We start from the raw sequence: 26275 nt of genomic DNA, 5'->3' as shown, positions 1-26275 counted from the left end.
GGCGCGGCCGCCCCCACGGGGGGGAACGCTGCGCGGGTGGCGCCCCTCCCCCCCCCCGCAAAGGACGAGGGGGGGTTGGTTAAGCCCCCCCCCCCCCCCCCCCCCGGAAGCCGCTAGCCTTCCGAATACAAAGAACCGACAGCCGTGAGTCCACCGTCGGCTGACGTTTATGAACGTGTCGGCGGTCGGGTCATCTGCTCGTCCGACTACACTCTTCGTCATAACATTCGCCGTTTTTCAAGGGCCTCACCGCGGTCGGCATTGCGCTGACGCTCTCGGTTGTCGCCGATCCGTCCGGCTGGCCCGCCGATTTGTCTTTCGTCAATGAAACCCGGCTCGCGCCCGGTTATCCAGGAAACAGGCGAAGAAACGAACGTAGGCAGAGCGGCCATGCTTCCTTTCACCATCGAACAGTTCCTTTCAGTCTTCGCCGCCTATAACGCCGCGATCTGGCCGGCGCAGATCGTTGCCTATCTGGTTGGTGCGATGGCCGTCGCACTCATCTTTACGAAATCCGGCTGGTCAGACCGGGCGATCGCGTTTGCTCTTGCGCTGATGTGGCTTTGGACGGGCATCGCCTATCACGGCATCTTCTTCTCCGCGATCAACAGGCCAGCCTATCTGTTCGGTGCCCTGTTTGCGCTGCAGGGGCTCTACTTCCTCTTCGCGGGCGTTCTCCGATCAAGGATAGCATTTTCCGCACGCAACGATCTCGCCGGGTGGATCGGCTACGCATTCATTGCCTACGCGATGGTGATCTACCCGCTTGTCGGCGTCGCGACAGGACATTCGTGGCCGGCAATGCCGATGTTCGGGGTCACGCCTTGTCCAGTCACGATCTTCACATTCGGGATGTTGCTGCTTGCGAATGGGTTCTCGCGGTGGCTGCTTGCTATCCCTGTGATCTGGTCGCTGATCGGCGGCTCGGCCGCCTTCTTGCTCGGCGTGCAGCAGGACTGGCTGCTGCTTATCATCGGCGTGATTACAATCGGCGTGTTGATGCCGCAGCGGCGCCCGGCGGAATGACTGGTACGGACCATCCACGATCGGCGAGAGACTCTCGCTAGCACGGTCGGTCCTCCTCCGCATATTGCCGGCCATCTACAGAGCACAACCGCGCTCTTGGCGGAGCACGTTGGTTTCCGCCGCATGAGCCGTCACCGCTTCGTAATGCCTTCTGTTGGGACAGGCTCTTCACCGACGTTTGCAAGCCCAGGTGTTTCGGGCTTGCCACCCATGACTAATCAAGCTGTAAGAACGCGATGATCCGTCCCGATGCTTTGGTAGGCCAGCGGGGATGGTTTGTGGCCGATCGGACGGATCGGATTTTTCCGCTCGATCTGCTGAACTGAGGTGCGCACCCGTCGGCACCTTGGATCTGCAATTGGAACGGCATCGAGCAACTGTCGCGTATAATCGTGTCGTGGGTGTTGCAGGACTGCGTCCGTGGTTCCGATCTCGACGATGCGGCCCTGATCGAGGACGGCCACGCGATGACTCATCTTCTCGATCACAGCAATGTCGTGGGAGATAAAAAGATAGGCGATACCGTCCTGGCGCTGCAACTCCTGCATCAGGTCGATGACCTCTGCCTGGACCGAGACATCGAGCGCCGAAACCGCCTCGTCGGCGACGATGATCTTCGGCTTCGATGACAGAGCACGCGCGATGCAGATTCGCTGGCGCTGACCGCCGGAGAACTGGTGGGGATAGCGGTCGATGCTGTCGGCCGGCAGTCGTACCCGGGCAAGCAGTTCCGCCGCCCTGTCCCGCCGTTCGCGGTGGCTGAGTGCCGTATGGATGAAAAGCGGCTCGGTCACGAGCTCCGCCACCGACATGCGCGGATTAAGGCTCGCATAGGGGTCCTGGAAGATCATTTGCAGGTCGCGCCTGATCGGGCGCATGTGGCGGCGCGTGAGTGGCACGAGATCCTTGCCGCCGAAAAGGATATGGCCGCTTTCCGGCTCGACCAGCTTGAGGACCGACCGACCGATGGTCGACTTGCCTGATCCGGATTCACCCACCAAGCCAAGCGTTTCGCCGGCACGCAGGATGAAGCTCACATCCTCGACAGCATGGACCCGTGCAACAAGCCGCCTGAGCAAGCCCTTGCGGACAGGGAACCGGGTGACCAGGTTCTTCACCTCGAGCACCGTTTCCTCGGCCGGACCAGCGTGCGTATCGGAATCGGGCATCCCTGTCATTGACTTGGCGGCAGCATAGACCGGAGCGCCCGAGCCGAGTTTTGGAACCGCATTGAGCAGCTCGCGGGTATAGGGAGCTCGTGGCTGGCGAAACAGCGCGACCGTCTCGGCCGTCTCGACCATCTCCCCGTGACGCATAACGACGACACGGTCGGCCATTTCCGCGACGACGCCCATGTCATGGGTGATGAAGATGACCGCGGTACCGCTCTTTTGCTGCAGTTCGCGGATGAGGTCGAGAATGCCCGCCTGGATCGTAACGTCCAGCGCGGTGGTCGGTTCGTCGGCGATCAGCAGGCGCGGCGAACAGGCAAGCGCCATGGCGATCATCACCCGCTGGCGCATGCCCCCCGAGAGCTCGTGCGGATATTGCAGGAGCCGTCGATCGGGATCGGAGAGGCGGACCCGATCAAGAAGATCGCGCGCCTCGCGCAGCGCCTCATTCGCCGAAAGTCGCCTGTGACGGACCAGCGTTTCGCAGATCTGGTCGCCGATCGTCAGCACCGGGTTGAGTGCGCTCATCGGCTCCTGGAAGATCATCGAGATGGAGTTGCCGCGAATGCGCTGCAATTGCGCCTCGCTGCTCACGGCGAGGTCGAGGACACTGTCTTCATCGCGCCGGAAGGCAATGCGGCCGTTATCGATCCGTCCGCCCTCCCGTTCGATGAGCTTGAGGATGGACAGCGCGGTGACGGACTTGCCCGAGCCGGATTCCCCGACGATCGCAAGTGTTTCGCCGGCGAAGATATCAAAGGAGAGATCCTGGACCGCAGCGCGCGGTCCGTTCACCGTATCGAACGAGACCGACAGGTTCTCGACCGAGAGCAGCGGGGTACTGGTTCTGTCGGTCATCGTCATCCCTATTCGGCCGCTTGCTGGAGATGGCGAAGCCGGATTTCCGGATGCTCGTGGAAGGGCGGCAGCGGCTCGATCCAGTGGCGAGCCGTCTCTGCCGCGTCCAGCGAAACACGCATCGAGTCCTTGCCGAGCACCGTCCAGTCGATCCGGTCCGAAAGCTCGAGAAGAGCGTAGGAGCCGGCGGGTTCCGGATGCGTGGTGAAGGTCTCGGTCAGCGATTGCAGGGTGAAATGCGGCTGGCCATTGACCATGGTCAATGTGTTCCAGTGCACATGGCCGGCAAAACAGGCAACCGGCACACGGGCTCCGGCAAGGATTGCGCGGATGCGCTCGGCTCCCGCCGGATAAGTCGAGGCCTCGGGATTGCGCTGAAAGTAGTAGTTTCCGGCCTGGGAATGGCCCGAAACCGGGACATGGCTGAAGATCGCGAGCGGGCGCGTGGTGTTGCGTACGACGCCGGCGAGCCACAGCAGGTCCGCCTCCGGGAGGATGAATCCGCCCGGCCGGTGGATCTTGGCATCCGCCCGCCAGATCACCAGCGTCCAGTCACCGATGTCGACCGTGGTGCTGGAAAGATCCTGGCCGAGGATGGCGGCGTTCTCGTCCACGCTCAGATAGTCGCGGTCGTGATTACCGCAGATGTGGAAACGCGGCGTGTTCATACCGGCGAAAATTTCCGCGACATCCTGCTCCAGCCGCATGTCCGTCTCCCTGTCGCAGTCGGAAATGCGGTCGCCCATGTCGATGACGACATCCGGCTTCGTCCGATCGACGAAACCCTTGAACTCGTTGAGGAGGCCGAGCGCCGAGGTGCCTTTCTTGGTGAAGTTGTCCTTGCCGTGGTGAATGTCGGTGACGATGCAGAGACGCGTAGTGGCCATGGGTGATCCGCCTTGAAAAAATGGGAGGAACCGGGCGACAGACGCGCCGCCCGGTGAAGACATGTCTCTTAGTTGGAGGCGACCGAGATGGAGCCGGCGCGGAAGTCGAGCACATAGGGGATATGACCCGGCTTCGGAGCCCACTGAACGTCCTTCTGCATCGCCCAGGACTCGTAGGGCTGATAAAGTACCAGCATCGGAGGATCCTGCTTGATCCGGTCCATCAGCTCGGCATAGGCGGCCTTGCGATCCTCCACCTTCTCGGAGAAGCGGAACTTCTCCCAGGTCTTGCCATAGGCTTCGTCGGTCTTGAAGCGGCCCTCCCCTTCCGACGGTCCCTCGGGAGCCCACATGACGCCGAACGAACCGAAGGGGTCGGCGAAATACATCGGGTTCGACCAGTTTCGCACCATCATGGTCGGATCGCCGCCCGTCCACTTGTCGTCGACATTGATGCGGGTCTTGATGCCGATTGCGTTCCACATCTCGGCGATGGCCTGCATGGCGAGGAGACCATTGGTGTAATAGACCGCCGAGGTATCCATCCGGATCTCCTCGCCCTTGTAGGAGGATTCGGCCAGCAGTTGCTTGGCCTTCTCCAGGTCGTATTCGAAGGTCTTCAGTTCAGGCATGTATAGCTCACCGAACTGCTTGTAGGTGTGGGTCGAGGGAACCACGGCCTTGCCGAGCCACAGCGCTTCGTTGAGCGTGTCGCGGTCCACCGCATAACTGATCGCCTGGCGGAACTTCGGATCCTTCATCACCTCGTTCTGGGTGTTGAATATCAGGATGTGGAACAGGGGCGTGACGTCGCTCGCGACCTTCAGATTGCTGTCGGCCTCGATGGTCGCGAGCTGGTCCGGCGGCACGTTGGTGATGATGTCGACTTCCTTGTTCTTCAGCGCCGTTATGCGGCTCGCCATTTCCGGCACGTAGGAAACGCTCACCTTGTCGAAGGGAGCCTTCTCGCCCCAAAAGGCGTCATGACGTTCCCAAACGAGCTTCTCGCCGGGCACGAACTGCGAAATCTTGTACGGACCCGTGCCTATCGGGGCCAGCGAGAAGGCCTCATAGTCCGAATCCTCGGCGACATTCGGGTCTCCGGTGAGCGCCTTGGTATATTTCTCCGGAATAATCATCAGCTGCTGCATGTTGATGAGCGTTTCCCAAAGTGGCTCGGGGCGCTTGGCGATGATGCGGATCGTGTGGTCATCGACCTTCTCGGCGCGGTCGAAATTGCCAAGACGGTCCTTGGCGCGCACGACGTAGGGTTTGAACGTCGGCTGCAGCATTCGGTTGAGCGAGAAGATGACATCGTCGGCCGTCATCGGATCGCCGTTTTGGAAGAGTACGCCCGCGCGCAGCTTCAGCTCCATGACTGTCGGTTCGACGAGCTTCCACTCGGTCGCGAGGCCGGGACGAAACTTCGTCTCGGCGGTTTCTGCGTCCTTGTCGATCAGCACATCGAAGGTGTTGTAGTAGAATTGCGAACCGACGTTGGAGTGGTCGCGGCCCGGATCGAGATAGGGCGGCATGTTGGCGGAGCCGACCTTCAGTTCGGCGGAAAGGGCACTGCCGCTCATCAGCGCGAGCAGGGTAGAAGTGATGATCATCGTGGTCTTCATGGTGGTCTCCGTTGCAGGGCTTCAAAAGATCCGGCGGGTTGGTCGGACCGCCGGCAGTCGGTTTGGCGGCAAACCGCGATCAAGCACTCGGTGCTCAGCGGTCCCGCAGGCGTACATCCATGCGATCGCGCAGCCGGTCGCCGAGCATTTGCACGACCAAGGTGATCAGCAGGATCAACAGTGCCGGCGCCGCGACGATCCATGGTGCGGTGTGCATGTAATCGCGACCGATGCCGACCATGGAGCCGAGCGTTGCAGTCGGCGGACTGAGGCCAAGACCGAGGAAGGACAGGCTCGATTCCAGCAGCACGATGTTCGAGAAGTTGAGCGTGAACATCACGACGAGCGGCGAGATGACGTTCGGCACGATGTGGCGGAAGGCGATCCTCAGCGGCGAGGCCCCCGCCGCCCGCGACGCCTCAATGAAAGGCATCTCACGCAGTTTCAACACTTCACCACGGATGATCCGTGCATACTGTTCCCAGTAGGCGATACCGAGAACGACGATGAGCACGTGCATGTCGCTGCCGAAGACCGCGACCGCCAGAAGGGCGACGAGGGTAAAGGGAACCGCAATCTGGATGTCGACGAGCGCCATCACCAGGGCATCGGCCGTCCCGCCCGCGGCACCGGCCAGAAGGCCAAGCGTCCCACCTATCAACATGCCGATGATCGCTCCGGAAACTGCGATCAAGAGCGTCATCTGCAAGCCGTAAAGACAGCGCGTCAGCACGTCGCGACCAAGTTCGTCAGTCCCGAAGAGATGGCCGGCCCTGGCCTCCATAAAGCCGATCGGCGGCTTCAACCGCAAAAGCAGGCTCTGGGCGTTGGGCTCATAGGGCGAAATGAGCGGCGCGGTCAGCGCCGCAAACACAAGCAGGGCGGCAAGGACAAGAACCAGCCGCATCGGCCAGTCCAGGCCAACCCACAGGCGCCATGCTTTACCCGGGATGCGCCGCTGGACAGAGAACGGGTTTCCAGTCGTTTCACGCAGGGAACCAATCGTGGTGTCGGACATCGTCGCTACCTTCTCTTACGCGGTTTTTCCGAGCCGGACCCTCGGATCGGCGAGGCCGTAGGCAAGATCGACCACCAGATTGATGAGGATGACGGCGAGGGCGACGGCAAGCACACCGAACTGCAGCACGGGATAATCCCGGCGGATGGCCGAGGAGACCAGAAGCTCGCCGATGCCGCGCCAGGAGAACACCGTCTCGATCACGACGCTGCCGGCAGCGGCGAGGCCGGCGATCTGCAGGCCCAGAACCGACAGGATGGTGATATTTGCGTTGCGCAGCGCATGCTTGAAGATGACGAGCCGTTCCGGGAGCCCCTTCGCCCGCGCTGTTCGCAGGTATTCCTGGCTCAGCACGTCCAGCATGGCGTTGCGTGTGAAGCGAGTCATGCCAGCGATATAGAATGTCGAAAGCGCGATGACCGGCATCGCAAAGTGCAGCCAGGTCGAATTGCCGGTCGAAGGCAGCCAGCCGAGCCAGAACGAAAAGATCAGCAGGAACAGGATGGCAAGGACGAAGTTGGGAATGGCATAGCCGAAGAAGGCCGCGCCCATGATGGCACTGCCGATCCACGAATTGCGATAGATCGCCGCCGCAATACCGGCGGGAACGGAGATAATCAGGGTGACCAGCACGGCACCGACCAGAAGCTGGAGCGAAGGCCAGACCCGCTCGGCAAAGATAGCCGCCACCGGGCGCCGCTCGATCAGCGAGAGGCCAAAATTGCCGTCCATCAGCGAAGCGAGATAGCGATAGAACTGATCGCCATAGGAGCCGTCCAGCCCGTAATATTCGATGAGCAACTGACGGTCCTTTGCACCGAGGCCCTCACCAGCCAGAAAATCGATCGCATTGCCCGAGAACCGAGTGGCGAAAAACACCGCCGTGACGATGACCACGACGGTCAGACACATGCGCAACAATCTGCCGATGACGAATTCAAGCATCCGCTTCACCTCTTAACTTGTCTAGACTGTATGAACATGTTCTGTTACAGCGATGTTGCCGGCACGTGATTTTTTTGTGACGGATCAAGGACCGCTGGAAGAGCGGAACAACCAAGGAATATGCCGGAGCGGCGCCGTGCGTTCGGGCGGGCAAGAGGTCAGCGAATGGATATTTCGAACAATCGCATGTGGCGGGACCGGGAACTGCCAGTATGGCGTCAAATCGAGGCGGATCTGGAGGTCGATGTCCAGACGGGCGTGTACGGCGCTGGCGAACGGCTGCCGAGCGAACATGAACTGACGGCAAAGTACGGCGTCAATCGTCACACGGTGCGGCAGGCGCTCGCCAGCCTCGCGCAGAAGGGGATTGTCAAGGCGCATCAGGGAAAAGGTGTCTTCGTCGCCGACGAGCCATTCGAATATCGGCTCGACCGTAACGCCAAATGGAGCGAAGTGGAGAAACGCTTCGACGGCGGGCCTGGCGGACGCCTGCTCGACAGCTACGAGCAACCGGCCAATCAGGCGATCGCGCGTACCCTGAATCTCGATGTCGGCACGCCGCTGATTGTGACCGAGACCCTGCGCACGGTTGGCCCCGGCATTGCCACATACGGCTATCACATGTTCGCCAAGCGGCGATTCGATGGAATAGCCGCGGCCTTCGAGGAGACTGCGAGCTTCACGCAGGCGCTGGCCAGGTTCGGCGTCGATACCTTCTTCCGCGCGTCGACGTGGATCGACTGCCGCATGCCGCGCCCGCGCGAGGCCGCCGCCCTTGCAGTTTCAGTTTCCCTTCCGGTCATGATCATGACCTATGTCGACACTGACAGCGCCGGCACCCCGATTCTTTACGGCCATGGCGTGTTCCCCAAGCGAACAATTCGCATCAGGATCGACACCTGATTGTTTCATTTAGATCCGTACTCCGAACAGGAGAGTGCTCGAGGTGCCCGCGGTGTAGTTGGTCAGGTGAACGGGAATTTCCAACTGGAGTCTTTCCCCACAGGGAGCACGAGGATTTTCCGTAAGCATCGCAGGGTTTTAACGGCATGCGTCCATACTGCCTCGTTGCTTGAGCTCAATGGTACCAAACGCAGATGTACGGAGCGAGATGGCCTAGAAGGACCTAAGATCACTCCCTGATTTCGTTCGGCGAGAATTTTGCAGATCGCGGCGACGCCTATGCGCCATTCTACGTGCTCCATGTGTATTCCGCATTTCCCCAAATGTCCGCCGGACCATACTCTGGGTCGACCCGCGACTGTGCTTCGGTGCCACGCCAACTGAAGTAAATTCACCGATAAGAGTCCGCTCGACGGCGATCATGAAAAGATTCTGGGTCAGGGAGAAGTGTATGGCCGACCGGACGCTGATCCGAAATGCTCGCATCATCGACGGAACCGGTTCGCCGTGGTATCGCGGAGATGTGCTGATTGATGACGGTTGCATCTCGCGGATCGGGACCGACCTTCCACGCGAAGCGGCGGATATCGTCGTCGAAGGCGCAGATCGCTATCTCGCACCTGGCTTCATTGATGCCCACTGCCACGACGACCTCATATTCCTGCGCGAGCCTGACCGGCCGGAAAAGGCTCTTCAAGGTGTCACGACCATTGTCGTCGGAAACTGCTCCTTTTCCCTCTATCCGGCCGTGAACAAATCGCGGGAAAACCTGCGTCAGCACTTTTCGGGACTGCTTGGCCATACGGAAGACCGGGAAATCTTTGATGACCTGCAGTCCTATCGCGAGCGACTGGAAGGTCAGGGAATTGCCCTCAATCTCGTGTCCCTTGTCGGCCACGCAGCTTTGCGCCTCGCGATTGTGGGGCACGATCGCAGGCATGCGAGCGAGAGCGAGATCAACGCGATGTGTGCGATGCTAGACGTCCAGCTCTCGCAGGGCGCGGCGGGCCTGTCGCTCGGACTCGTTTATCCCCCGAGCGCATTCGCCGACATGACCGAGATGGTAGCGCTCGCCCGCGTCGTCCGCCGCCATGGCAAGGTCCTCGCAGCCCATATCCGCGCCTATGAGGCGGGACTGCTTCCGGCAATGGAGGAGTTCGCCGACATTCTGCGCCTGTCGGGCGCCGCTGGGCTCCTGTCGCACCTTCAGTCGGCGGGACGGCCCAACTGGGGCCAGATCCCGGTTGCACTGGACAGGCTGGAGGCCATGCGCCAGGACGGCGTCGACATCAGTTTCGACATGTATCCCTATCCGGCGGGCAGTACCTGGATCCTGCAATTGCTGCCGCCGGCCACGATGGATGGCGGCCTCGAAGCCCTCAAGAAGCGGCTCGAGGATCCGTCCTATCGGGAACTCCTGCGGCGCTGGGTCAATCAGGGGGGCCCGGAATTCGAAGGTCAGAGCAAGGTATCCCTGATCGGATGGGAAAACGTACGACTTTCAGCGATCGACATCGACGCGTTGAAAAACTTCGAGGGGCTGGACATGCAAGCCGCGGCGGAGCGGCTTTCTGTTGAGCCGTTCGACCTCATGCTCCGTTTCATTCTGGAGGATGATGGCCAAACAGGCATCATCTTGTTCCAGCTCGACGAGGAAGACCTGAAATGCGCCTGTTGCCATCGCCTTTACATGGCGGGCTCGGATGGCTTGCCACGCCCGGGATCCAGGCCTCATCCGCGGGCGTTCGGGACTTTTCCGCGCATTGCGGGGCCGCTTCGGCGGGACAGGAAATGGTTCGGGATCGAGGATGCTGTTCGGAGGATGACATCGGTTGCCGCCCAGCGATTTTCGTTGCTGGATCGCGGCGTCGTCCGGCCCGGCATGGCAGCCGATCTGGTTCTGTTTTCCGATGACATCGCCGATCGCGCGACCTTTGAACGATCGACGGAAATGGCCACCGGTATTTCCCATCTCTGGGTCAACGGAAGGGCGGTCATTGTCGACGGGAGGCTGACGGGAATCCGTCCTGGCCGCGTGATCTGACTGTCACGCGCCGAGACGGGTAACGGCCTTGCGGACCCAGTCGAGCCGGGCCTTTGGGATCAGCCCGTAATTGTAGAAATTGATGCCGTCGGCGCCACCCGCTCGGGCGGCCTCGGCTCGCAAGGCAAGGTCATCGGCTCCGCGCATTTCCGGATAGAATACCCGAAAGCCCGCTCCCAGATATCTGTCCGGGCCGAGGATGTCGCGGCCGTTCCTCATGAGGGCCGCGACGTCGTTCACTTCCATGTCATAGCCGCAGAGAATGGCGCCGTCGCACACCTTGCCGACAGCAGCAAGGTCCACGCCGCCGATCCAACCGTCCTTGAGATCGATCAGCGCGATCTTGCTGGCCTCGTCGGCCTGCTCGCGGATTTCGCGAACAAGGCTGGTGACGGGCTCGGTGCGCCAGGCGAGGAGGGCATATAGATCGGGATAGTCGCGAAAGGCAGAAATGCCTTTGCCCGGAAAGTCCGCAAACTGAACTTCGGGAACCGCGCGCTCGCAGGTCTCTGCGAGAAACTTGCGAACGACCTTCCGCGCACCGTCGATGTTGATCCCGACGCGCATGGCGGCCGTGCGGCAATGGTCGCAGAAGCAGAGGGAAAACAGGAAATCGTCCTCAGGCGTCAGGCCGACGCCGTCCTTCTCATGGTGGAAGCCGTGCAGGAAGCCCATGAAATTCGGGCTTTCGAGTTCAACCATGTCGGGCTTATAGCGGCTGGTGATATCCCGCACCATCGTCGTGACATAGTCGCGGGCGGCAGGGCTCGACGGGCAGAGATTGAACGGATTGGGATCGCCGAACGCATTGCGTGTGACATCACCGGGATGAAGCAAGCCGAGGCGCGTATTGTGGAGGCAGACCGTCCAGCAGGAAACGGACATGCCGCCCTCATCGCGAGCCCTGATCAGGGTGTCCAGCATATCGCCCCGCTCGGCGACGTTGCGCGCCATGAGCGGTTGGATGCGCTTTTGCTCCCAGAGCTTCGCCTGGGGGCGATAGTAGACGGTGCCGTCTTCCGGGAAATAGGATTTCCGGTCGGGGCTTCTCGGTTGCAGGAAATGGCCGGCATGATAGGAGGTCGCCAGACTGACGTTGTTCAAACCTATCCCGTCGCGCAATTCGACAGTTAGCGTGTCCAGACCCTGATCCTGGATGTCCCAGGAATAGGTCCACATCGCAAGTCGCATGCTCGCCTTCATCTTCGTGGCCATCGCCGGCAAGCCCGTCAAAACTCAACCGCGGATCCCAAACCCTTTTCGGCGGCACGCCGGACAGCGAGGTCGGCGACAACCAGATCCTGCAGCGACACACCGGTTCCGTCGAAGATCGTGATCTCCTCGGCGGACCTGCGTCCTTCGCTGATACCCGAGATCACCTCGCCGATTGAGCCGCGGATGTCGCTCTCGATGATCAGCCCCTGTGCATAGGCGTGCTGGAACTCGCCGATACTGATCGATTGGGCCGCTTCGTCGACGAAGAGCGCGGCAGCAGAGACGAGCCGTGGATCAAGCTCCTGCTTGCCTTTCGTGTCGGCGCCCATGGCGGAGATATGCGTTCCCGGCCGAACCCAAGCCCGGTCAACCAAAGCCTTGGTAGAGGGCGTGACGGTGATCAGAATGTCGGCGAGCCGGGCGACGTTCTCGCGGTTCTCGTGGGCATGGTAATCAAGGCCGAGCTCGACAACCGTCTTGCCGAAGGCGGCCAGGTTGTCCGGCGAGGGATCCCATGCATGTACGGTCGTGATCTCACGGACAGCAAGGGTGGCCCTCAGTTGATAGGCGGACTGGGTTCCCGTTCCGATGATGCCGAGGACCGCCGAATCCGTTCGGGAAAGGTGCTTGGTAGCAATCGCGCTTGCGGCCCCCGTACGGACGCCGGTGAGGTAATTGGCGCTGACGAGCGCCGATGCCCGCCCGGTATTGAGGTCGAATAGGAGCGTGGCGGACTGATGGTTCGTCAATCCGCGCGCCAGGTTGTGCGGCCAGTAGCCGCCCGCCTTGAGACCGAGAAACGGCGCGGAGACATCGGCTCCCGTCTTCACGCCGAAGACGGCGTCCGCATGGCCGACGACCTCGCGAACCACCGGATAGTTCCTCGCCAGGCCGCGCGCCATGGCCGCAAAGGTCTGCTCGACGGCCTCGATGGTCTCCTCGATGGTGACGAGGTCCCGGGCCAGAGTCTCGGAAATGATCAGCATGCTTACCCCCGGTGTTAGTCTCAGGCTTCTAGGATGAATTCGTCGATCATGACATTCATGCCGGCCAGCATGCCGCCGTCGACCGGCAGGGCAACTCCGGATATATATGCGGCCTCGTCGGATCCGAGAAAGGAGACGGCTCTGGCAATATCCATTGGCTCGGCGACGCGGCCGAGCGGATACCAGCGACCGAGCTTCTGGAATATGTCCGGATCCTTCTTCTGGCGAATGGTCCAGGTGATGTTGTCGGTGCGCACCGAACCGGGGCACACTGCGTTGCAGCGGATGCCGTCGCGGCCGAACTCGGAGGCCACAGACATGGTAAGGTTGATGACGCCGGCCTTGGCGGCACTGTAGCTGGGATTGCCGAAGTAGCGCACCCCGTTCACCGACGCGATATTGACGATGGCGCCGCCACCCCTTTCTTGCATGCGCGGGATGATCGCCCTTATGCAGTGATAGGTGCCGTTGAGGTTGACGTCGATCTCGCGATGCCAGGATTCGAGCTTCATCCCCTTGAGGTCGCCGGCATCGGTAAAGGCCGCATTGTTGACAAGAAGGTTTGCAGGTCCAAGCGCCGCCTCGGCAGCAGAAATGGCGGCCTCGACCTGGGCGGCGTCGGTGATGTCGGCCTTCACGAAGACCGCGCGCCCGTCGGCCTCGACGATCTGGCTAACCGTCTCGCGGCCCCTTGACTCATCCACTTCCAGAACGGCAACCGCGGCGCCTTCGGCAGCCAGCTGGCTGGCTATGCAGCGGCCGATGCCGTGGCCTGCGCCCGTCACAATCGCAATGGTCCCGTCATGGCGCGGCATATCCCGGCTCCTGTCGATCATTTGATGCGTTGGAGGCGACGGCAACCTTTTCGCGCCGCATCTCCCTTCGTCATCGACAACTAACGGCGGACGGTTCAATCTTCCAATGCAGAACTGACATGACAGGATCACGAATTCGCATTCGCCTTGCCGCAACACGCGGGCGTAGGGTGAGGCGATCAGTCCGTCGGATGGCCTCCGGGGGATTCGGTGGCACCGCATACGTAAGGGGGTATCGAATGAAGAACATTGTCGTGACCGGTGGCAGCGGCAAGGCAGGCCGGGCGGTGTGCCGCGGTCTCGTGGAGCATGACTACAACGTCCTTAACATCGACATGCAGGCGTCGAAGGATCCCGTCTGCCCGTTCTACAAGGTCGACCTCAACGATCTCGGCCAGGTCATCGACGCCATGCAGTGGAGCGGCGGCAAGGATCATCCCTTCCGCAAGTTCCGCACGCCGGACGCGGTCGTCCATCTCGCAGCCATCCCCGCTCCTGACCTGATGCCCGACGACGTCATCTTCCGCAACAATGTCGTGTCGACCTACAATGTCTTCGATGCGGCGATCCGCGTCGGTGTCAAGCGTATCGTCTGGGCATCGAGCGAAACCACGCTCGGACTTCCCTTCAGCCCGTCGAACCCGCCTTCCTATGTGCCGGTAGACGAAGACCATCCGATGCGTCCTGAAAGCGCCTACTCACTGTCAAAGGATCTCGGAGAGGAAATGGCACGGCAGATGCAGCGTTGGAATCCGGACACGACCTTCATCGGACTGAGACTTTCCAACGTCATGGAGCCCGCGGACTACGAACGTTTCGCCTCGTGGCAGGACGATCCGCACTTCAGGGAATGGAACTGCTGGGGCTATATTGACGGGCGGGATTGCGCGCAGGCGGTACGGAAGGCATTGCATGTCGATCTTGTCGGCGCCGACCATTTCATCATCGCGAACGCGGATACCGTGATGGCGCGCGGCAGCGCCGAACTGATGGCTTCGATTTTCCCGAACGTGGCCGTCAAACGTCCTGTCAAGGGGCGGGAAACGCTCCTGTCGATCGACAAGGCTCGTCGTGTGCTTGGCTATGAACCTGAGTATAACTGGGGTCAGACCTGACAGATTTCTTCCGGCATATAGCGGTGGTTGTGAAGAAGGCGGGGTCAGGCCCGCCTTTTTTGCGTTTTGTGCACAAGAGCGGCATGGGTGTATCTCACGCCTCGCGGCTATGCCGCATCTTCATGCCTTCATGCGATAATAGTATTTTAACCCGCCTTAATGCTGTCGCACAGTGTCCTCGTCAAGTCGAAAGCCTGAATGCGAAATGCGTCAGGTAGAAGAAGGGATAGCGACCCCATGAGGAGAACAGATCGATGAATTTCAGCATTCGGAGTGCAATGACGGCATCCGCACTGGCCGTGGGCATGGCCTGGGCAGGGGCTCCGGCCCATGCGGAGACGCAGGTCAATTTCACCGTCGCGGAATATAGTTCCAAGACCGGACCCTTCTTCCAGGAAATGGCGGACGCGTTCCAGCAGGAAAATCCCGACATCAAGATCAACATACAGGTGGTTCCGTGGGACACGCTCCTGCAACGTCTGACCACCGACATTGCCGGAGGACAGGCGCCGGACATTTCGATCATCGGCACACGCTGGCTCGTCGATTTCGAACAGCAGGGCATCGCCGAGCCGGTCGATTCCTACCTTACACCGGAATTCAAGGCGACCTTCATCGATACCTTCATGTCGCCGTCGGTCATCGATGGCAAGATCGTGGGCCTGCCGGTCGCAGCATCCGCTCGCGCCATGCTCGTCAATACCGAGCTTCTGGACAAAGCGGGCGCCAAGGCTCCGACCAATTGGGACGAGTTCTACGAGGCTGCCAAGAAGCTGAAAGCCTTGCCGGATGTGTTTCCTTTCGGCCTCCAGGGCAAGGAAATCGAGACGGACGCGTACTACTACTACAGCCTCTGGACGCATGGGGGCGACATCCTTAAGGCTGACGGCACCTCGGGCCTCGACACACCGGAAGCGCTCGCAGCAGCAACGCTGTACAAGAAGCTGATCGACGAAGGCCTGACCCAGCCCTCGCCGACCAATTACAACCGTGAAGAAATCTTCAACATGTTCAAGCAGGGCAAGCTCGGTATGGTATTCACCTTCCCGATGCTGATCCCACAGATCAAGGCGGAAGCTCCCGACCTGAAGTATGCGGTCATGCCGTTCCCGGACGGAAAGGCCAAGGCCACCTATGGTGTGACCGACACGCTGATGCTCTTCTCCTCGTCACAGGTGAAAAAGGAAGCCTGGAAGTTCATCGAGTTTTCCTACCGGGATGAATGGCGTCAGAAATTCGACCTCGGCGAAGGATTCCTGCCGGTGACGAAGAATGTCGCGGCACTCGACAACTTCACCAATGACCCGGATATTGCCGGCTTTGCTGCAGGCCTTCCTTATGCCAAGTTCGCTCCAACCATCGCCAACTGGGAAGAAATCGCCGACGTGACGGTTCGCACGATGCAGCAGATCTATCTCGGCCAGGCCCAGCCCGAAGAGGCCCTCAAGGCCGCCGCTGCCGAAATCAACAAGATCCGCGGCAAGTAAACGAGACGAAAAGGGGCGGCGACTGCTGCCCCTTTTTCGATGTCATGTCCGGCGGACCAGGACGGGAAGCCCCCTAATGAAATCTACGTTGCGCTCCACGCCTCTGCTTATGATCCTGCCGAGCCTGCTGCTTGCAGTCCTGATTATCGGGTATCCGGTTCTCGATCTTGGATGGACTTCGATGCAGGAGGTCAGCCGCTTCGGCAAGCTGATGGGCTTTTCCGGCTTGAAGAACTTCTCGGAAGTCTTCGCCGATCCGCTTTTCTATGCGTCGCTCGGGCGCACGGTGATCTGGACTGTCGTCGTGGTCGGCGGCACACTGGTCATATCGCTGCCGGTCGCCATCATGCTGAACGACGATTTCTATGGCCGCAGCGTGGCACGCGTCATCATCATGTTGCCCTGGGCAATCTCGCTGACCATGACAGCCGTACTTTGGCGCTGGAGCCTGAACGGCCGCGCCGGCTTGATCAATGCCACGCTGATGGACCTCCATATCATTTCGGAGCCTGTCGAATGGCTGGCCACGGCTTCACTGGCATTCACCGTCGAGATCCTGGTCGGGATCCTGGTTTCGATACCGTTTACGACGACGATCTTTCTGGGCGGGTTGTCCTCGTTGCCACAGGACTCGTACGAGGCGGCAGCCGTCGATGGAGCGAGGCCGTTGGAAATGTTTCGTCATATCACGTTGCCGCTGATGAAGCCCTTCATCAACATCGCCATCGTCCTCAATGTCATCTACGTCTTCAATTCATTGCCGATCATCTGGGTCATGACAGAGGGCGGTCCGGCAAATGGTACCGACATCCTCGTCACTTACCTCTACAAGCTGGCCTTCCGCTTCGGGCAACTTGGCAAGGCATCGGCGATTTCGCTGATTATGTTCGGTGTGCTTTTCGTCTTCACCATCGCCTATGTCTTCCTCGTCATGCGCCAGGAATCCGACAACCTAGCCGAGGAGCAGGTCTTAAATGACGCCTAAGCTCAAGAAATCGATACTCTACTGGGTCCTGCTCTCTCCCCTTTGCGTCGTCATCCTCCTTCCATTCGGCATTATGTTCGTGACCGCCGTGCGACCACGCGACGAGCTGTTCGTCTATCCGCCCACTTGGACCTTCAGTGAGTTCCGCTGGGATAACTTCGTCGAGATGTGGGCGAAGACCAACTTCGGCGGCGCACTGCTCAACAGCCTTTATGTCAGCATCGCATCCACCGTTATCGCGATCCTGCTGTCTATCCCTGCGGCCTACGCACTTTCCCGCTACCGGTTCGTCGGCAAGGGGCTCTACAGGAACTTCCTGCTGATGACCCAGATGATGTCGCCCATCGTTCTCGTCCTCGGCCTGTTCCGGCTGATGGTGCACCTCAATCTGGTCAACAGCCTCAATTCTCTGGTCGTCACCTATGTTGCCTTCAACATGGCTTTCACGATCTGGATGCTGCAGAGCTACTTCAATACGATACCGCGCGACCTCGAGGAGGCTTCCTGGATAGATGGCGCAACCCATTTCACCAGCCTTGTGAAGATCTTCCTGCCTCTCGCCATTCCCGCGATGGTGGTCACGGCGATTTTCACCTTCATCAACAGCTGGAACGAATTCGTGCTGGCGCTCACGCTGATCCGCAACCAGAACGATTACACGCTGCCGGTGCAGATCTTCTCCCAGGTCGCGGGCCGATACCAGGTCGAATGGCACCATGTCATGGCGAGCACCGTGCTCGCCACAGTGCCGGTCGCCATCGTTTTCTCCTGGCTGCAACGTTATCTCATCCGCGGCATGGCGCTCGGAGCGGTCAAGTAAGCCCTCGGAACGATCCGGAACACAAAAGGACTTCGCATTCATGGCATCGGTTACAATCAAAGGCATCGAGAAGCGGTTCGGCGCTCTGCAAATCATTCACGGCGTCGATATCGAAATTAAGGACCAGGAATTCGTCGTTCTTGTCGGTCCGTCGGGTTGCGGCAAGTCGACACTCCTGCGCATGATCGCCGGCCTGGAGCCGATCTCGGGTGGTGAGATCTTGATAGGATCGCGCGTCATCAACGACGTTCCGCCGCGCGACCGCGACATCGCCATGGTCTTTCAGAACTACGCTCTCTATCCTCACATGACGGTTTTCGACAACATCGGCTTCAGTCTCAAGCTGAGGAAGAAGCCGAAGGAAGAGATATCGACCAAGATCCATGAGGCAGCCGAGATCCTCAATCTCGAGCCCTATCTGGAGCGTTCTCCCCGGCAGTTGTCGGGCGGCCAGCGTCAGCGTGTCGCCATGGGCCGGGCGCTGGTCCGGGATGCCCAGGTCTTCCTGTTCGACGAACCCCTGTCCAACCTCGACGCAAAGCTCCGCGTGGTCATGCGCACCGAGATCAAGGCTCTCCACCAAAGGCTCAAGACCACGTCCGTCTATGTAACCCATGACCAGATCGAGGCCATGACCATGGCGGATCGTATCGTGGTGATGAACAAGGGCCGGGTGGAACAGGTCGGCACGCCGATGGAGCTCTACGACTACCCAACCAACCTCTTTGTTGCGGATTTCATCGGATCTCCATCCATGAATTTCATCGAGGGCGTTGTGGCCGCCGATGACAACGGACCTTCCGTGGTGGCCTCAGACGGAACAAGGATGGCGATTTCGCGGCAAGCCGGCGTAAGCCCGGGCCGGAAGGTCATCTACGGCGCAAGACCGGAACATCTGGATCTGTCTTCCGGGCGCGAGGGGTTCGACGCGGTTATCGAAGTTGTCGAGCCGACCGGTCCAAACGTTCAGATCTTTGCCAACGTCGACGGCAAGCGGATATGCGCACTGACGAACGCGCGGCGGACCTTCACGCCGGGACAGGTGATCAGGTTGCATTGCCCGCAGGAATCCGTCCATCTGTTTGACGCGTCGACCGGCGTGCGAATCTGAGCGGGCTAGGTGCTCCTGGGCATCGGTTTTACGGTAAGCGGTTCTCGATAGAGGGCCTCTTCGGCCACCACGGCCGAAGAGGCCCTCTATCGTCGAAGACAAAGAAAACTTGGCGCACCCGCCCGTTCGGAAACTACGCGCCGCTCTCCACCGACCAGAACTGCGAACGACCGCACCCTACCAGCCGTTGATGCGCGGCCAAGATACTATGTGCTGGTCGTTGTCGCCCGCAACAACATAGTAGTGATCATACATTGCCGCAGTCATGCAGGCATGGTTGGGCAGCACCCGTACCTTCGAACCGACCGGCAACAGATGGTAGGGGAAGGGACCCTCGCTCACCAGAAGTCCGTGCTCCTGATAGACGTGGCCCACGGTGACACCGGGAATGCGCTGCCGGCAAGACATGTCCATAACCATGCCGAAGCCGATATCCTCCGCAAGACCGGGTGCTGCAGTGCTGCGGTCCTTGGACAGAGCGAGTGCACCCGCATCGATCAGGGCAGTATTGAACTGGGGCCGGTGACCGATAACCGTCGCGAGTACCGACAGGGCGATGTCGCTCGGCTCGCAGGAGTGGATTTCCGACTGCATGACATCGCCGAACATGTAGACGCCACAGCGCACTTCGGTCAGCCCATCGAAGTTTACGCCATGAGTGGCAGTCGGCGTGGAGCCGACGCTGACAACCGGGACCGGAAGACCGATCGCTCGCAGGCGCGTGGCGGCGGTCACCGCCACCATCCGCTCTTCTTCCGCGACCCTGCGGATATCCTCGATGGTCCGGGACTGGTAGGAATGGCCGGCATGCGTGAGCACGCCTTCGAGACGGGTCCCTGGAAGTTCTGCGAGCGCGCGTCCAATTTCGAGCAATTCGGGCGACTCGGCGAAGACGCCGGCGCGCTTCTCTCCTGAATCCAGTTCGATGAGGACATCGAGCACGATACCGAGGTTGACGGCTTGCCGGCTGATTTCCCGGGCAAAAGCCACCTGGTCGAGTATCACACCGATCTTGATCCCACGTTTGACGAGAGCGGCGATCCGGGGCAGCTTGTCGGGAAGGACGGTGACACCATAGGTGATGTCCGATATGCCATTGTCAGCAAGGTATTCCGCCTCCTTGAGCGTCGATACCATGACGCCACCGAAGTTCCCGGCAATCGCCATGCGCGCGACGTCGATGGATTTCGCCGTTTTCATGTGGGGGCGGAAACGGACGCCACGATCCTCGAGTCTCGAGGTCATGCGTCGCGTGTTGGCCTCCAATACCTTCCTGTCCAGAATAAGGCTCGGCGTGTCGAGATTCTTCAATCCCATGATTCCCTCCCGGAATGTAGGCAAGTTCGGCTTCAGCCGCGCGGCCAGGTAACGTCGCGATCGACAGGAAAGATCGGGCGGGGCAGGAACTTGAATTCGAAACGCGAGAGGATCGGCGACGAGAGACCGGGCGCATCCACCTCCAGGACCTGATCCGGACCGAAGAACTCATCGAAACCGGCACGGAAATGGCCGCGGGATTTGACGACGACTGATCGTGCCTTGGCGATATCGATCCCCATCATCTCCAGGAAGACTGGATCAGCACATTGTGTGCGGATGGAAACGACAACGACCTGAACGCCTTCTACATCAAGGAGAACCGTCGTGCCGAGATTGAGCCTGCGGTTGGCATAAAAGCCGCGACGGCCTACGCAGTCGCCGTCCCGGATGCGCAGTATCGTCGCATTTGCTTCGAACCGGCGCGAGAAGCGATCCGGCTCGACTCGGTTGAAAACAGCCCGGAACGTTTCGCCCTCGCCGAGTTGCATTGCTTCCTGGGCCAGCAGGGGATCGTTGAAAATACCGAGGACGCTGCCCTTGGCGCGCGCATTCACAAGCGCCTCGAGGATCCATGTCGTGTTACCGTTTGCACCGCCGCCGGGATTGTCCGCGACATCGGCAAGAATGACGGCCGGAAGATCCGGATCTTCCCCGGTAGCAACCGCTTTCGCAACAGCATCGTCGAGAGACATCAGATGCGGATCATAACGACGGTAGTCCTTCCAGGCAGTTTCAGCGATGTCACGGGCGACCGCTTCGGCACGGGCGCGATCGCTCCGGGCTGTCACGATTATGCACAAGCCGTTTTTTGGCGTATCGGCATAGGCGAAACCGCCGAGGATTGAGACATTCATGATCTCACCACCCGACTTCGCTTGCCCATATTTCATCAGGTCCGCATAAGGACCCTTCTCTGTGAGAAGCGTCACAGTCGGCGGACAGACTGGCAGACGGATGATGCTCGCGACGGGACGCAATCCATCAATCATTTCGATCATCGCCGCAGCGGCCTCGCGGCCGCGCGCTACCATATCGACGTGGGGATTCGTTTGGTAGGCAATCACGAGGTTGACCGCGGCAACCATACGGTCCGAGACATTTCCGTGAAGGTCAAGAGTCGCGACGACGGGCGTATCCTTACCGACGACGGAACGCACCATCTCGAAGATCTCGGCATCGGGATCACGGTTCTCCGTGGTGATCATGGCGCCGTGGTTGCAGATATACACGCCATCGAGCGGCATTGCCGCTTCCAGCCGGTTCTTCATGTCCGCGAGTGTCTGAACGAAAAACGCGTGATCTATCGGGCCGCCGGCTTCCACCAAGCCGATGAGAATTGGGACCGCCTCCCATTCAGTCGACACGTCCATCGTGGCGCAGAAACTGTGTATTTCAGCGGGAATTCTTGATTCGTCCTGGCGAAGTTCCTCGGCCATTTCGATGCCTGCCAGGTAAAGCCGGCTAAGAAAATCATCGCGGCCGGTTACCGGCGCGAAGCTGTTGCTCTCAAGCATGAGCCCCAGGATGGCAATTCTTTTTTTCTGGAACATGGGACGATCTCTTCCTTGCATCTTCCCGAAGGATAGACCGCTGGATCGGCCCCCTCCAATGCAAGCTTCGCCTCATTCAATGCGTGGCCGGTATCAGGCATCCTCCTCAGACTGCAAAACCTGCAGCGGCTCGACTTCGCCGTCCAGCATGGACCATAGCTGTTCGGCCATGGCCGGGAGCGGGTCGCGAGAGCGGTAGATCCTGATCTCCACAGGAATGAACCATTTCTCATCTCCGGCCAGCACGAGGCTCCCGGATGCGAGTTCCTCGGAAATGCTGCTCTCTGGCAGCCAGGCCATGCCCTTGCCCTCCCTGCTCAGCGTCTTCAGCACCGCTGCGAGCTGGCTGACGAAGACCTTGCTAAGATACACAGGCTCCTCCACATGATTGATCATGTGATCGACGGCCCGGCCGATCGCCGAGGCTTCAGTATAGGCCAAATAGTGGACCGGCTCTTCGGGGGTGCCGGGAAGGCGGTCAAGCGGCGCGCCCGACGAATCCGGCAGCGTGACCGGCAATAGCCGGTCGGTACCGACGAGTTTCGAGGTGAAATGCATCGGCGGAAGGTTCATCTCGACCTGCGGATGCGCATGACTGATGGCAAAATGGCATTCACCCTTGATCAACGACTGGATACAGTCGGTGAACTGATATGAATCCAGCCGGATGTTGAATGCGTGTGTGCCGGATTCGATCGAACGAATCCATGCGGGGAAGAACGTCAGCGAAAGACTGTGAGTCGCGGCAAATCGGATGAGATTGGCGGACGTTTCGCTGACCCTGCGTGCGTCTTCCCGCCCCTGGAGGAGCCTTCTCAGCACTTCTTCGGCCACAGGCCGGAAGCGCTCGCCCGAAGGTGTAAGGCTAATCGGCTGGGTCGTGCGGTCGAATAGCTTGGCGCCAACCCAGTCCTCCAGGCTCTTGATCCTGCGGCTGAATGCGGGCTGGGTTGTATAACGGGCCTCAGCCGATCGGGAGAAGTTTCTTGTGTCCACAAGACTGAGAAAGTCCTCCAGCCAGCGGCTTTCCATGTCGTACTCCATTGTCGTGGCTGCCGTTTTTTAGTGCCACTATCGTCATAACTGGACGGCTGTCCAGCAAGAGTTCCGGCTGCGGGGCAAGGCCGCACCGGCGCACGGCAAGCAACGCCCTGACTGGGCGCACGCTATGGCTACAGCCTGATACCGACATTCTTGGTCTGCACATAACCGAGAAGGGCTTCCTGCCCCTTTTCCCGCCCATAGCCGGACCGGCGAGCGCCGCCGAAAGGCGTCTCCACCCCACCGACCCACCAGTCATTGACGTAGACCTGACCGGCCACCAGGCGGTCGGCCGTCCAGAGCGTGAGCTTAAGGTCGCGGGTGAAAATGCCGGCTGCGAGGCCGTAGTCAGTGCCGTTGGCAATGGCGACGGCTTCCTCCGGCGTATCAAAAGGGATGACGACAAGGACGGGACCAAAGAACTCTTCCTGTGCGATTCGCATGTCCGGACTGACATTGGTGAAAATCGTCGGCGGTAGAAAATAGCCCTCCCTGTCCAACCGCTTTCCACCCATCTCCAGGGTGGCGCCCTCGGCGACACCGGCATCGCACAAGGCCTCGATGCGTGACAACTGCCGCTCGGAAATAACCGGTCCCATGTCACAGCCATCAACGCCTGGCCCAACGGTCCGGCGCGCAGCCTCGGCCTTGATCTTCTTGACCAGCGCACTGGCGATCGACCGGTGCACCACCAAGCGAGAGGCAGCCGAACAGATCTGGCCAGAGTGATGCAGAATCCCGCGGGTGATATTACGCGCCGCATTGTCGAGATCGGCATCTGCATACACGATGGCTGCAGATTTGCCGCCAAGCTCCATCACACAGGGGATGACCCGTTCCGCCGCAGCGCGCAAGACGCTCTTGCCCGTTTCCACTGAGCCGGTGAACACGATATGGTCGATGTCCTTGTGACCTACGAGGGCGGCACCGGCCTCCCGACCGTAGCCGCAGACAATATTGACAGCACCCTTGGGAACAGAGGCGCGTTCACAGGCTTCGGCCAGCAAAAAGAGACTGAGCGGAGAATCCTCGGGCGACTTTAGGGCGACCGTGTTCCCGGTGATCAACGCACAGGCGATTGAGCGCGCGCCTACGGGCAAAGGACCATTCCACGGCACGATCTGGGCGGATACCCCATAAGGCATATGGACCGTATAGTCGACGATGCCGTCGCCGAGCGGAATTTGGCGACCCTCGAGCTTGTCGGCCATGCCACCATAATAGCGGAGGTAGCGCTGGGTTAGCTTAACTTCATTGTAGCCGCCGGCCCGCGTCTTGCCATTATCCTGGATTTCCACCTCGGCGATCTCGTCCGCCAGCAAATCGAGCTGCTCGGCTATTGCGAACATGAGCTCCCCGCGCGAGGCGGGCGTCATCAACTGGAGCCGTCGGCTTTCAAAGCAGCGCCGGGCCGCAGTTACGGCCATATCGATCTCTGCGGCGCCCCCGCACGCAACTTCCGTAATAATCCTACCCGTTGCCGGATCGGTAACCGGGATAGTCCTTCCATCGCTGCTGTCGACCCAAGCACCATCGATAAAGTTTCGCCAATAAGATCGAATTTGCGCTGCCATCGTTTTCTCGCCGTTTCCCCTCGGAGTTAGCGTAGACCTCCGCACCTTCTCACGCCAATGTCATTTCGCGATGCAACGATGAGTTTGAGGAATAGTGGAACGTCGTAACGACCACGACTGAAAAACCCTCACACGGCTCGCTCCCCGGAATCGGCCCCGGTTAGATCTTGTGGCAGCTCAAATTGCGGGGAACGAGCGCGCCGAAGCGGGCATTGGAGCGGCTGATGATTGATGAGCCGGCCAATTGGTCCGATTCCTATTTAGGCGGCCCAACCGAGCAACCGCTGCAGCGTCATTTCAGCCACACGCATCGCATTCGACTCTACCGTATGCTCATGCCGAGAATGCCATGACGATCTAAGGGCACGACAAGGCGACGAGCCATTTCCGCCCCCTGCGAGCCAGTACTGTCCCGCCGATCTGCTTGACATCCTACCCTGCCTTTTCGACTTAGTCGGCATGGTTCAAAACGAGGACTGTCCTGCCGGGCAAGCTGCGGCACAATGGCCATCTGGCAGGTCATCCCAAAAGCCGCGCGGCGGGATATCCACGGCCTCCAACTCGCCGGAATACTGACATATGTCGGTTCACGCCCGAAGGATAGATACCGCTCTGTCCGTTGAGGTGTTCGCGGTCAGTGTCCAGAGATGGGAAGGCCTTGATGGGATACGACCCCCAAGGCATGTCACTTGTTATTTGTCTTTAGGCAGCAATTTCAAATTGTTAGATATGAAGTTGGGTGGGCTCAACCGAAATTATCGATGAGATTCTCTTAGGTGTTTAGCGCGTTGTTGAGGTCGTGCAATCCGACCATCAGCATCATGGGGTCAGACGGAGAGGACAGGAAGCCGACGGCCTCATAAAAGGCTCGTGCGTCATTGGAAATCGCATGGACCAGCACACCGCGGATGCCGAGTATTTCAGCGGCATTGAGCAGACGCAGGCTCGCGTCGCGCACTAACGCCCTGCCGATGCCACGCCCCTGATAGGATTGATCAATGGCCAAGCGACCAAGCACGGCGACCGGTATTGGATCAGGCATATTGCGCCGAAAACGGCCAGGTGCTTCCGGCTGTTTTACTGCGCCGGAGGAGAGCGCGTAATAGGCAATAACACGGCTTCCCTCGCACACGACGAAGGTACGCGATGCGCCGCTTGCCTGATTGGCACGGGCGCGGCGATGCAGCCAGTCGTCCAGTTCAGGGACGCCGGAATTGAATTCGGCCAGTTCATGATGATCGGCCAGGGGTGCCGGTGCGCTGAGGGTCACGCCTCATCCCACGGCGCTTTGGTCGACATGGTACGTTTTAGACGCTCATTGAGCTGCGCGGGCGCATCGAGTCGAGCAAGGTATTCGGCATAGATTTCGGGGCTTACCGTGAAGATAGTACGGTCGAGCAGCACTTCCTCGGCGCGGCGCTCGGAAGCCTCCAACATGAAATCCGTGCGCGTTTTGCCGAGCAACTCGGCGGCGCGATCGATCAAGTTGCGGGTCGCAGGCTTGATGCGCATATTCAGCGGCACGCTTACGTCCGGGCTTTTACTCGTGTGTGAGGTCGGCATGGGAGACTCCTATTTGCACGCATTTATATAGCGTAACGACATCATCTTTACAAGCCTCGTAAAGACATCGTCATTACGCATCTCGCGCGTTCCTATTTCGCCGCATTTAGTTCATCGCCTTGAGATCCCATCAGGGGTGAGTAGCGGTCTGCACCGTGGCAGAGTGAGGTCGCTAGAAAACTCTCTGGAGGCCAATCATGCCGATGACAGCAGAT

The 26275-nt window shown here is 60.0% G+C and carries 23 protein-coding genes; 9 read left to right on the top strand and 14 right to left on the bottom strand.

The genetic code is table 11. The features are described 5' to 3' along the window. Positions 1-390: 390 nt before the first annotated feature. Positions 391-1026, top strand: coding sequence for a DUF6064 family protein (locus EUU22_RS00430; RefSeq protein WP_129330167.1), 636 nt, complete (start codon positions 391-393; stop codon positions 1024-1026). Between the two features lie 218 nt (positions 1027-1244). Here the strand turns inward: EUU22_RS00430 and EUU22_RS00425 are convergent, their stop codons facing one another. The 5 genes from EUU22_RS00425 to EUU22_RS00405 all read right to left on the bottom strand — a co-directional run bounded on the left by EUU22_RS00425 (position 1245) and on the right by EUU22_RS00405 (position 7531). Continuing rightward, on the bottom strand, positions 1245-3056 hold the full coding sequence (locus EUU22_RS00425) for an ABC transporter ATP-binding protein (protein ID WP_129330166.1): 1812 nt from the start codon (positions 3054-3056) through the stop codon (positions 1245-1247). Positions 3057-3064: 8 nt separating this feature from the next. Further along, positions 3065-3943, bottom strand: coding sequence for a metallophosphoesterase family protein (locus EUU22_RS00420; protein ID WP_129330165.1), 879 nt, complete (start codon positions 3941-3943; stop codon positions 3065-3067). Between the two features lie 68 nt (positions 3944-4011). Then, positions 4012-5568: an ABC transporter substrate-binding protein gene (locus EUU22_RS00415; protein WP_129330164.1), complete on the bottom strand. Its 1557-nt coding sequence runs from the start codon at positions 5566-5568 to the stop codon at positions 4012-4014. Positions 5569-5662: 94 nt separating this feature from the next. Continuing rightward, a complete protein-coding gene (locus EUU22_RS00410; protein ID WP_245484866.1) occupies positions 5663-6475 on the bottom strand; it encodes an ABC transporter permease in 813 nt (270 codons plus the stop codon). A gap of 126 nt (positions 6476-6601) precedes the next feature. Then, on the bottom strand, positions 6602-7531 hold the full coding sequence (locus EUU22_RS00405; protein WP_129330162.1) for an ABC transporter permease: 930 nt from the start codon (positions 7529-7531) through the stop codon (positions 6602-6604). 165 nt (positions 7532-7696) lie between these two features. Here EUU22_RS00405 and phnF point away from each other — a divergent pair, with 165 nt between their 5' ends. Continuing rightward, complete coding sequence (phnF, locus tag EUU22_RS00400) at positions 7697-8434, top strand: phosphonate metabolism transcriptional regulator PhnF (RefSeq protein WP_165351013.1); 738 nt, start codon at positions 7697-7699, stop codon at positions 8432-8434. A 451-nt stretch (positions 8435-8885) separates the two neighbouring features. Next, positions 8886-10478, top strand: a complete 1593-nt coding sequence (locus EUU22_RS00395) for an N-acyl-D-amino-acid deacylase family protein (RefSeq protein ID WP_129330160.1) — start codon at positions 8886-8888, stop codon at positions 10476-10478. A gap of 3 nt (positions 10479-10481) precedes the next feature. On the opposite strand, the gene EUU22_RS00390 is transcribed toward EUU22_RS00395, so the two are convergent. Genes EUU22_RS00390 through EUU22_RS00380 form a run of 3 tightly spaced genes read right to left on the bottom strand, consistent with a single transcriptional unit; the run spans position 10482 to position 13593 of the window. Then, on the bottom strand, positions 10482-11669 hold the full coding sequence (locus tag EUU22_RS00390) for a hypothetical protein (RefSeq protein WP_129330212.1): 1188 nt from the start codon (positions 11667-11669) through the stop codon (positions 10482-10484). 38 nt (positions 11670-11707) lie between these two features. Further along, positions 11708-12679: an ornithine cyclodeaminase family protein gene (locus EUU22_RS00385; protein ID WP_129330159.1), complete on the bottom strand. Its 972-nt coding sequence runs from the start codon at positions 12677-12679 to the stop codon at positions 11708-11710. A 20-nt stretch (positions 12680-12699) separates the two neighbouring features. Further along, a complete protein-coding gene (locus EUU22_RS00380; RefSeq protein ID WP_165351012.1) occupies positions 12700-13593 on the bottom strand; it encodes an SDR family NAD(P)-dependent oxidoreductase in 894 nt (297 codons plus the stop codon). Positions 13594-13733: 140 nt separating this feature from the next. Between EUU22_RS00380 and EUU22_RS00375 the strand changes: the two genes are divergently transcribed. The 5 genes from EUU22_RS00375 to EUU22_RS00355 all read left to right on the top strand — a co-directional run bounded on the left by EUU22_RS00375 (position 13734) and on the right by EUU22_RS00355 (position 19012). Then, entirely contained in the window at positions 13734-14609 is an 876-nt protein-coding gene (locus EUU22_RS00375) for an NAD-dependent epimerase/dehydratase family protein (RefSeq protein ID WP_129330157.1), read from the top strand. A gap of 254 nt (positions 14610-14863) precedes the next feature. Further along, a complete protein-coding gene (locus EUU22_RS00370) occupies positions 14864-16096 on the top strand; it encodes an ABC transporter substrate-binding protein (RefSeq protein ID WP_129330156.1) in 1233 nt (410 codons plus the stop codon). 76 nt (positions 16097-16172) lie between these two features. After that, complete coding sequence (locus EUU22_RS00365; protein WP_129330155.1) at positions 16173-17081, top strand: carbohydrate ABC transporter permease; 909 nt, start codon at positions 16173-16175, stop codon at positions 17079-17081. Next, entirely contained in the window at positions 17071-17901 is an 831-nt protein-coding gene (locus tag EUU22_RS00360) for a carbohydrate ABC transporter permease (protein ID WP_129330154.1), read from the top strand. Before EUU22_RS00365 ends, EUU22_RS00360 begins: the two co-directional genes overlap by 11 nt. Positions 17902-17941: 40 nt before the next feature. Next, the gene (locus EUU22_RS00355; protein ID WP_129330153.1) at positions 17942-19012 is read left to right on the top strand and encodes an ABC transporter ATP-binding protein; all 1071 of its coding nucleotides are present in this window, start codon (positions 17942-17944) and stop codon (positions 19010-19012) included. A gap of 177 nt (positions 19013-19189) precedes the next feature. Here EUU22_RS00355 and EUU22_RS00350 read toward each other — a convergent pair whose 3' ends face one another. The 4 genes from EUU22_RS00350 to EUU22_RS00335 all read right to left on the bottom strand — a co-directional run bounded on the left by EUU22_RS00350 (position 19190) and on the right by EUU22_RS00335 (position 24497). Next, positions 19190-20329, bottom strand: a complete 1140-nt coding sequence (locus EUU22_RS00350) for an alanine racemase (protein WP_129330152.1) — start codon at positions 20327-20329, stop codon at positions 19190-19192. 32 nt (positions 20330-20361) lie between these two features. Then, on the bottom strand, positions 20362-21882 hold the full coding sequence (locus tag EUU22_RS00345; RefSeq protein WP_129330151.1) for a M81 family metallopeptidase: 1521 nt from the start codon (positions 21880-21882) through the stop codon (positions 20362-20364). A 93-nt stretch (positions 21883-21975) separates the two neighbouring features. After that, positions 21976-22926, bottom strand: coding sequence for a LysR family transcriptional regulator (locus tag EUU22_RS00340; RefSeq protein ID WP_129330150.1), 951 nt, complete (start codon positions 22924-22926; stop codon positions 21976-21978). Between the two features lie 128 nt (positions 22927-23054). Continuing rightward, positions 23055-24497, bottom strand: coding sequence for an aldehyde dehydrogenase family protein (locus EUU22_RS00335; RefSeq protein WP_129330149.1), 1443 nt, complete (start codon positions 24495-24497; stop codon positions 23055-23057). Between the two features lie 167 nt (positions 24498-24664). Between EUU22_RS00335 and EUU22_RS26070 the strand changes: the two genes are divergently transcribed. Next, complete coding sequence (locus tag EUU22_RS26070; protein ID WP_129330148.1) at positions 24665-24850, top strand: class II D-tagatose-bisphosphate aldolase non-catalytic subunit; 186 nt, start codon at positions 24665-24667, stop codon at positions 24848-24850. 419 nt (positions 24851-25269) lie between these two features. On the opposite strand, the gene EUU22_RS00325 is transcribed toward EUU22_RS26070, so the two are convergent. Further along, positions 25270-25767, bottom strand: a complete 498-nt coding sequence (locus EUU22_RS00325) for a GNAT family N-acetyltransferase (RefSeq protein WP_129330147.1) — start codon at positions 25765-25767, stop codon at positions 25270-25272. Next, positions 25764-26060 carry a type II toxin-antitoxin system TacA family antitoxin gene (locus tag EUU22_RS00320; RefSeq protein ID WP_129330146.1) on the bottom strand — a complete coding sequence of 99 codons (297 nt, stop codon included), beginning with the start codon at positions 26058-26060 and terminating at the stop codon, positions 25764-25766. Before EUU22_RS00320 ends, EUU22_RS00325 begins: the two co-directional genes overlap by 4 nt. Positions 26061-26275: the final 215 nt, after the last annotated feature.

It is taken from the genome of Ciceribacter ferrooxidans, from assembly GCF_004137355.1.
Taxonomy (GTDB): Bacteria; Pseudomonadota; Alphaproteobacteria; order Rhizobiales; family Rhizobiaceae; genus Allorhizobium; species Allorhizobium ferrooxidans.
This window is presented reverse-complemented; position numbering and strand designations above follow the sequence as displayed.

Coding starts and splice junctions, on each gene's coding strand:
- EUU22_RS00430 (WP_129330167.1), top strand. CDS start 391: ATGCTTCCTTTCACCATCGAACAGTTCCTTTCAGTCTTCGCCGCCTAT.
- EUU22_RS00425 (WP_129330166.1), bottom strand. CDS start 3,056: ATGACCGACAGAACCAGTACCCCGCTGCTCTCGGTCGAGAACCTGTCG.
- EUU22_RS00420 (WP_129330165.1), bottom strand. CDS start 3,943: ATGGCCACTACGCGTCTCTGCATCGTCACCGACATTCACCACGGCAAG.
- EUU22_RS00415 (WP_129330164.1), bottom strand. CDS start 5,568: ATGAAGACCACGATGATCATCACTTCTACCCTGCTCGCGCTGATGAGC.
- EUU22_RS00410 (WP_245484866.1), bottom strand. CDS start 6,475: ATGCGGCTGGTTCTTGTCCTTGCCGCCCTGCTTGTGTTTGCGGCGCTG.
- EUU22_RS00405 (WP_129330162.1), bottom strand. CDS start 7,531: ATGCTTGAATTCGTCATCGGCAGATTGTTGCGCATGTGTCTGACCGTC.
- phnF (WP_165351013.1), top strand. CDS start 7,697: ATGGATATTTCGAACAATCGCATGTGGCGGGACCGGGAACTGCCAGTA.
- EUU22_RS00395 (WP_129330160.1), top strand. CDS start 8,886: ATGGCCGACCGGACGCTGATCCGAAATGCTCGCATCATCGACGGAACC.
- EUU22_RS00390 (WP_129330212.1), bottom strand. CDS start 11,669: ATGCGACTTGCGATGTGGACCTATTCCTGGGACATCCAGGATCAGGGT.
- EUU22_RS00385 (WP_129330159.1), bottom strand. CDS start 12,679: ATGCTGATCATTTCCGAGACTCTGGCCCGGGACCTCGTCACCATCGAG.
- EUU22_RS00375 (WP_129330157.1), top strand. CDS start 13,734: ATGAAGAACATTGTCGTGACCGGTGGCAGCGGCAAGGCAGGCCGGGCG.
- EUU22_RS00370 (WP_129330156.1), top strand. CDS start 14,864: ATGAATTTCAGCATTCGGAGTGCAATGACGGCATCCGCACTGGCCGTG.
- EUU22_RS00365 (WP_129330155.1), top strand. CDS start 16,173: ATGAAATCTACGTTGCGCTCCACGCCTCTGCTTATGATCCTGCCGAGC.
- EUU22_RS00360 (WP_129330154.1), top strand. CDS start 17,071: ATGACGCCTAAGCTCAAGAAATCGATACTCTACTGGGTCCTGCTCTCT.
- EUU22_RS00355 (WP_129330153.1), top strand. CDS start 17,942: ATGGCATCGGTTACAATCAAAGGCATCGAGAAGCGGTTCGGCGCTCTG.
- EUU22_RS00350 (WP_129330152.1), bottom strand. CDS start 20,329: ATGGGATTGAAGAATCTCGACACGCCGAGCCTTATTCTGGACAGGAAG.
- EUU22_RS00345 (WP_129330151.1), bottom strand. CDS start 21,882: ATGTTCCAGAAAAAAAGAATTGCCATCCTGGGGCTCATGCTTGAGAGC.
- EUU22_RS00340 (WP_129330150.1), bottom strand. CDS start 22,926: ATGGAGTACGACATGGAAAGCCGCTGGCTGGAGGACTTTCTCAGTCTT.
- EUU22_RS00335 (WP_129330149.1), bottom strand. CDS start 24,497: ATGGCAGCGCAAATTCGATCTTATTGGCGAAACTTTATCGATGGTGCT.
- EUU22_RS00320 (WP_129330146.1), bottom strand. CDS start 26,060: ATGCCGACCTCACACACGAGTAAAAGCCCGGACGTAAGCGTGCCGCTG.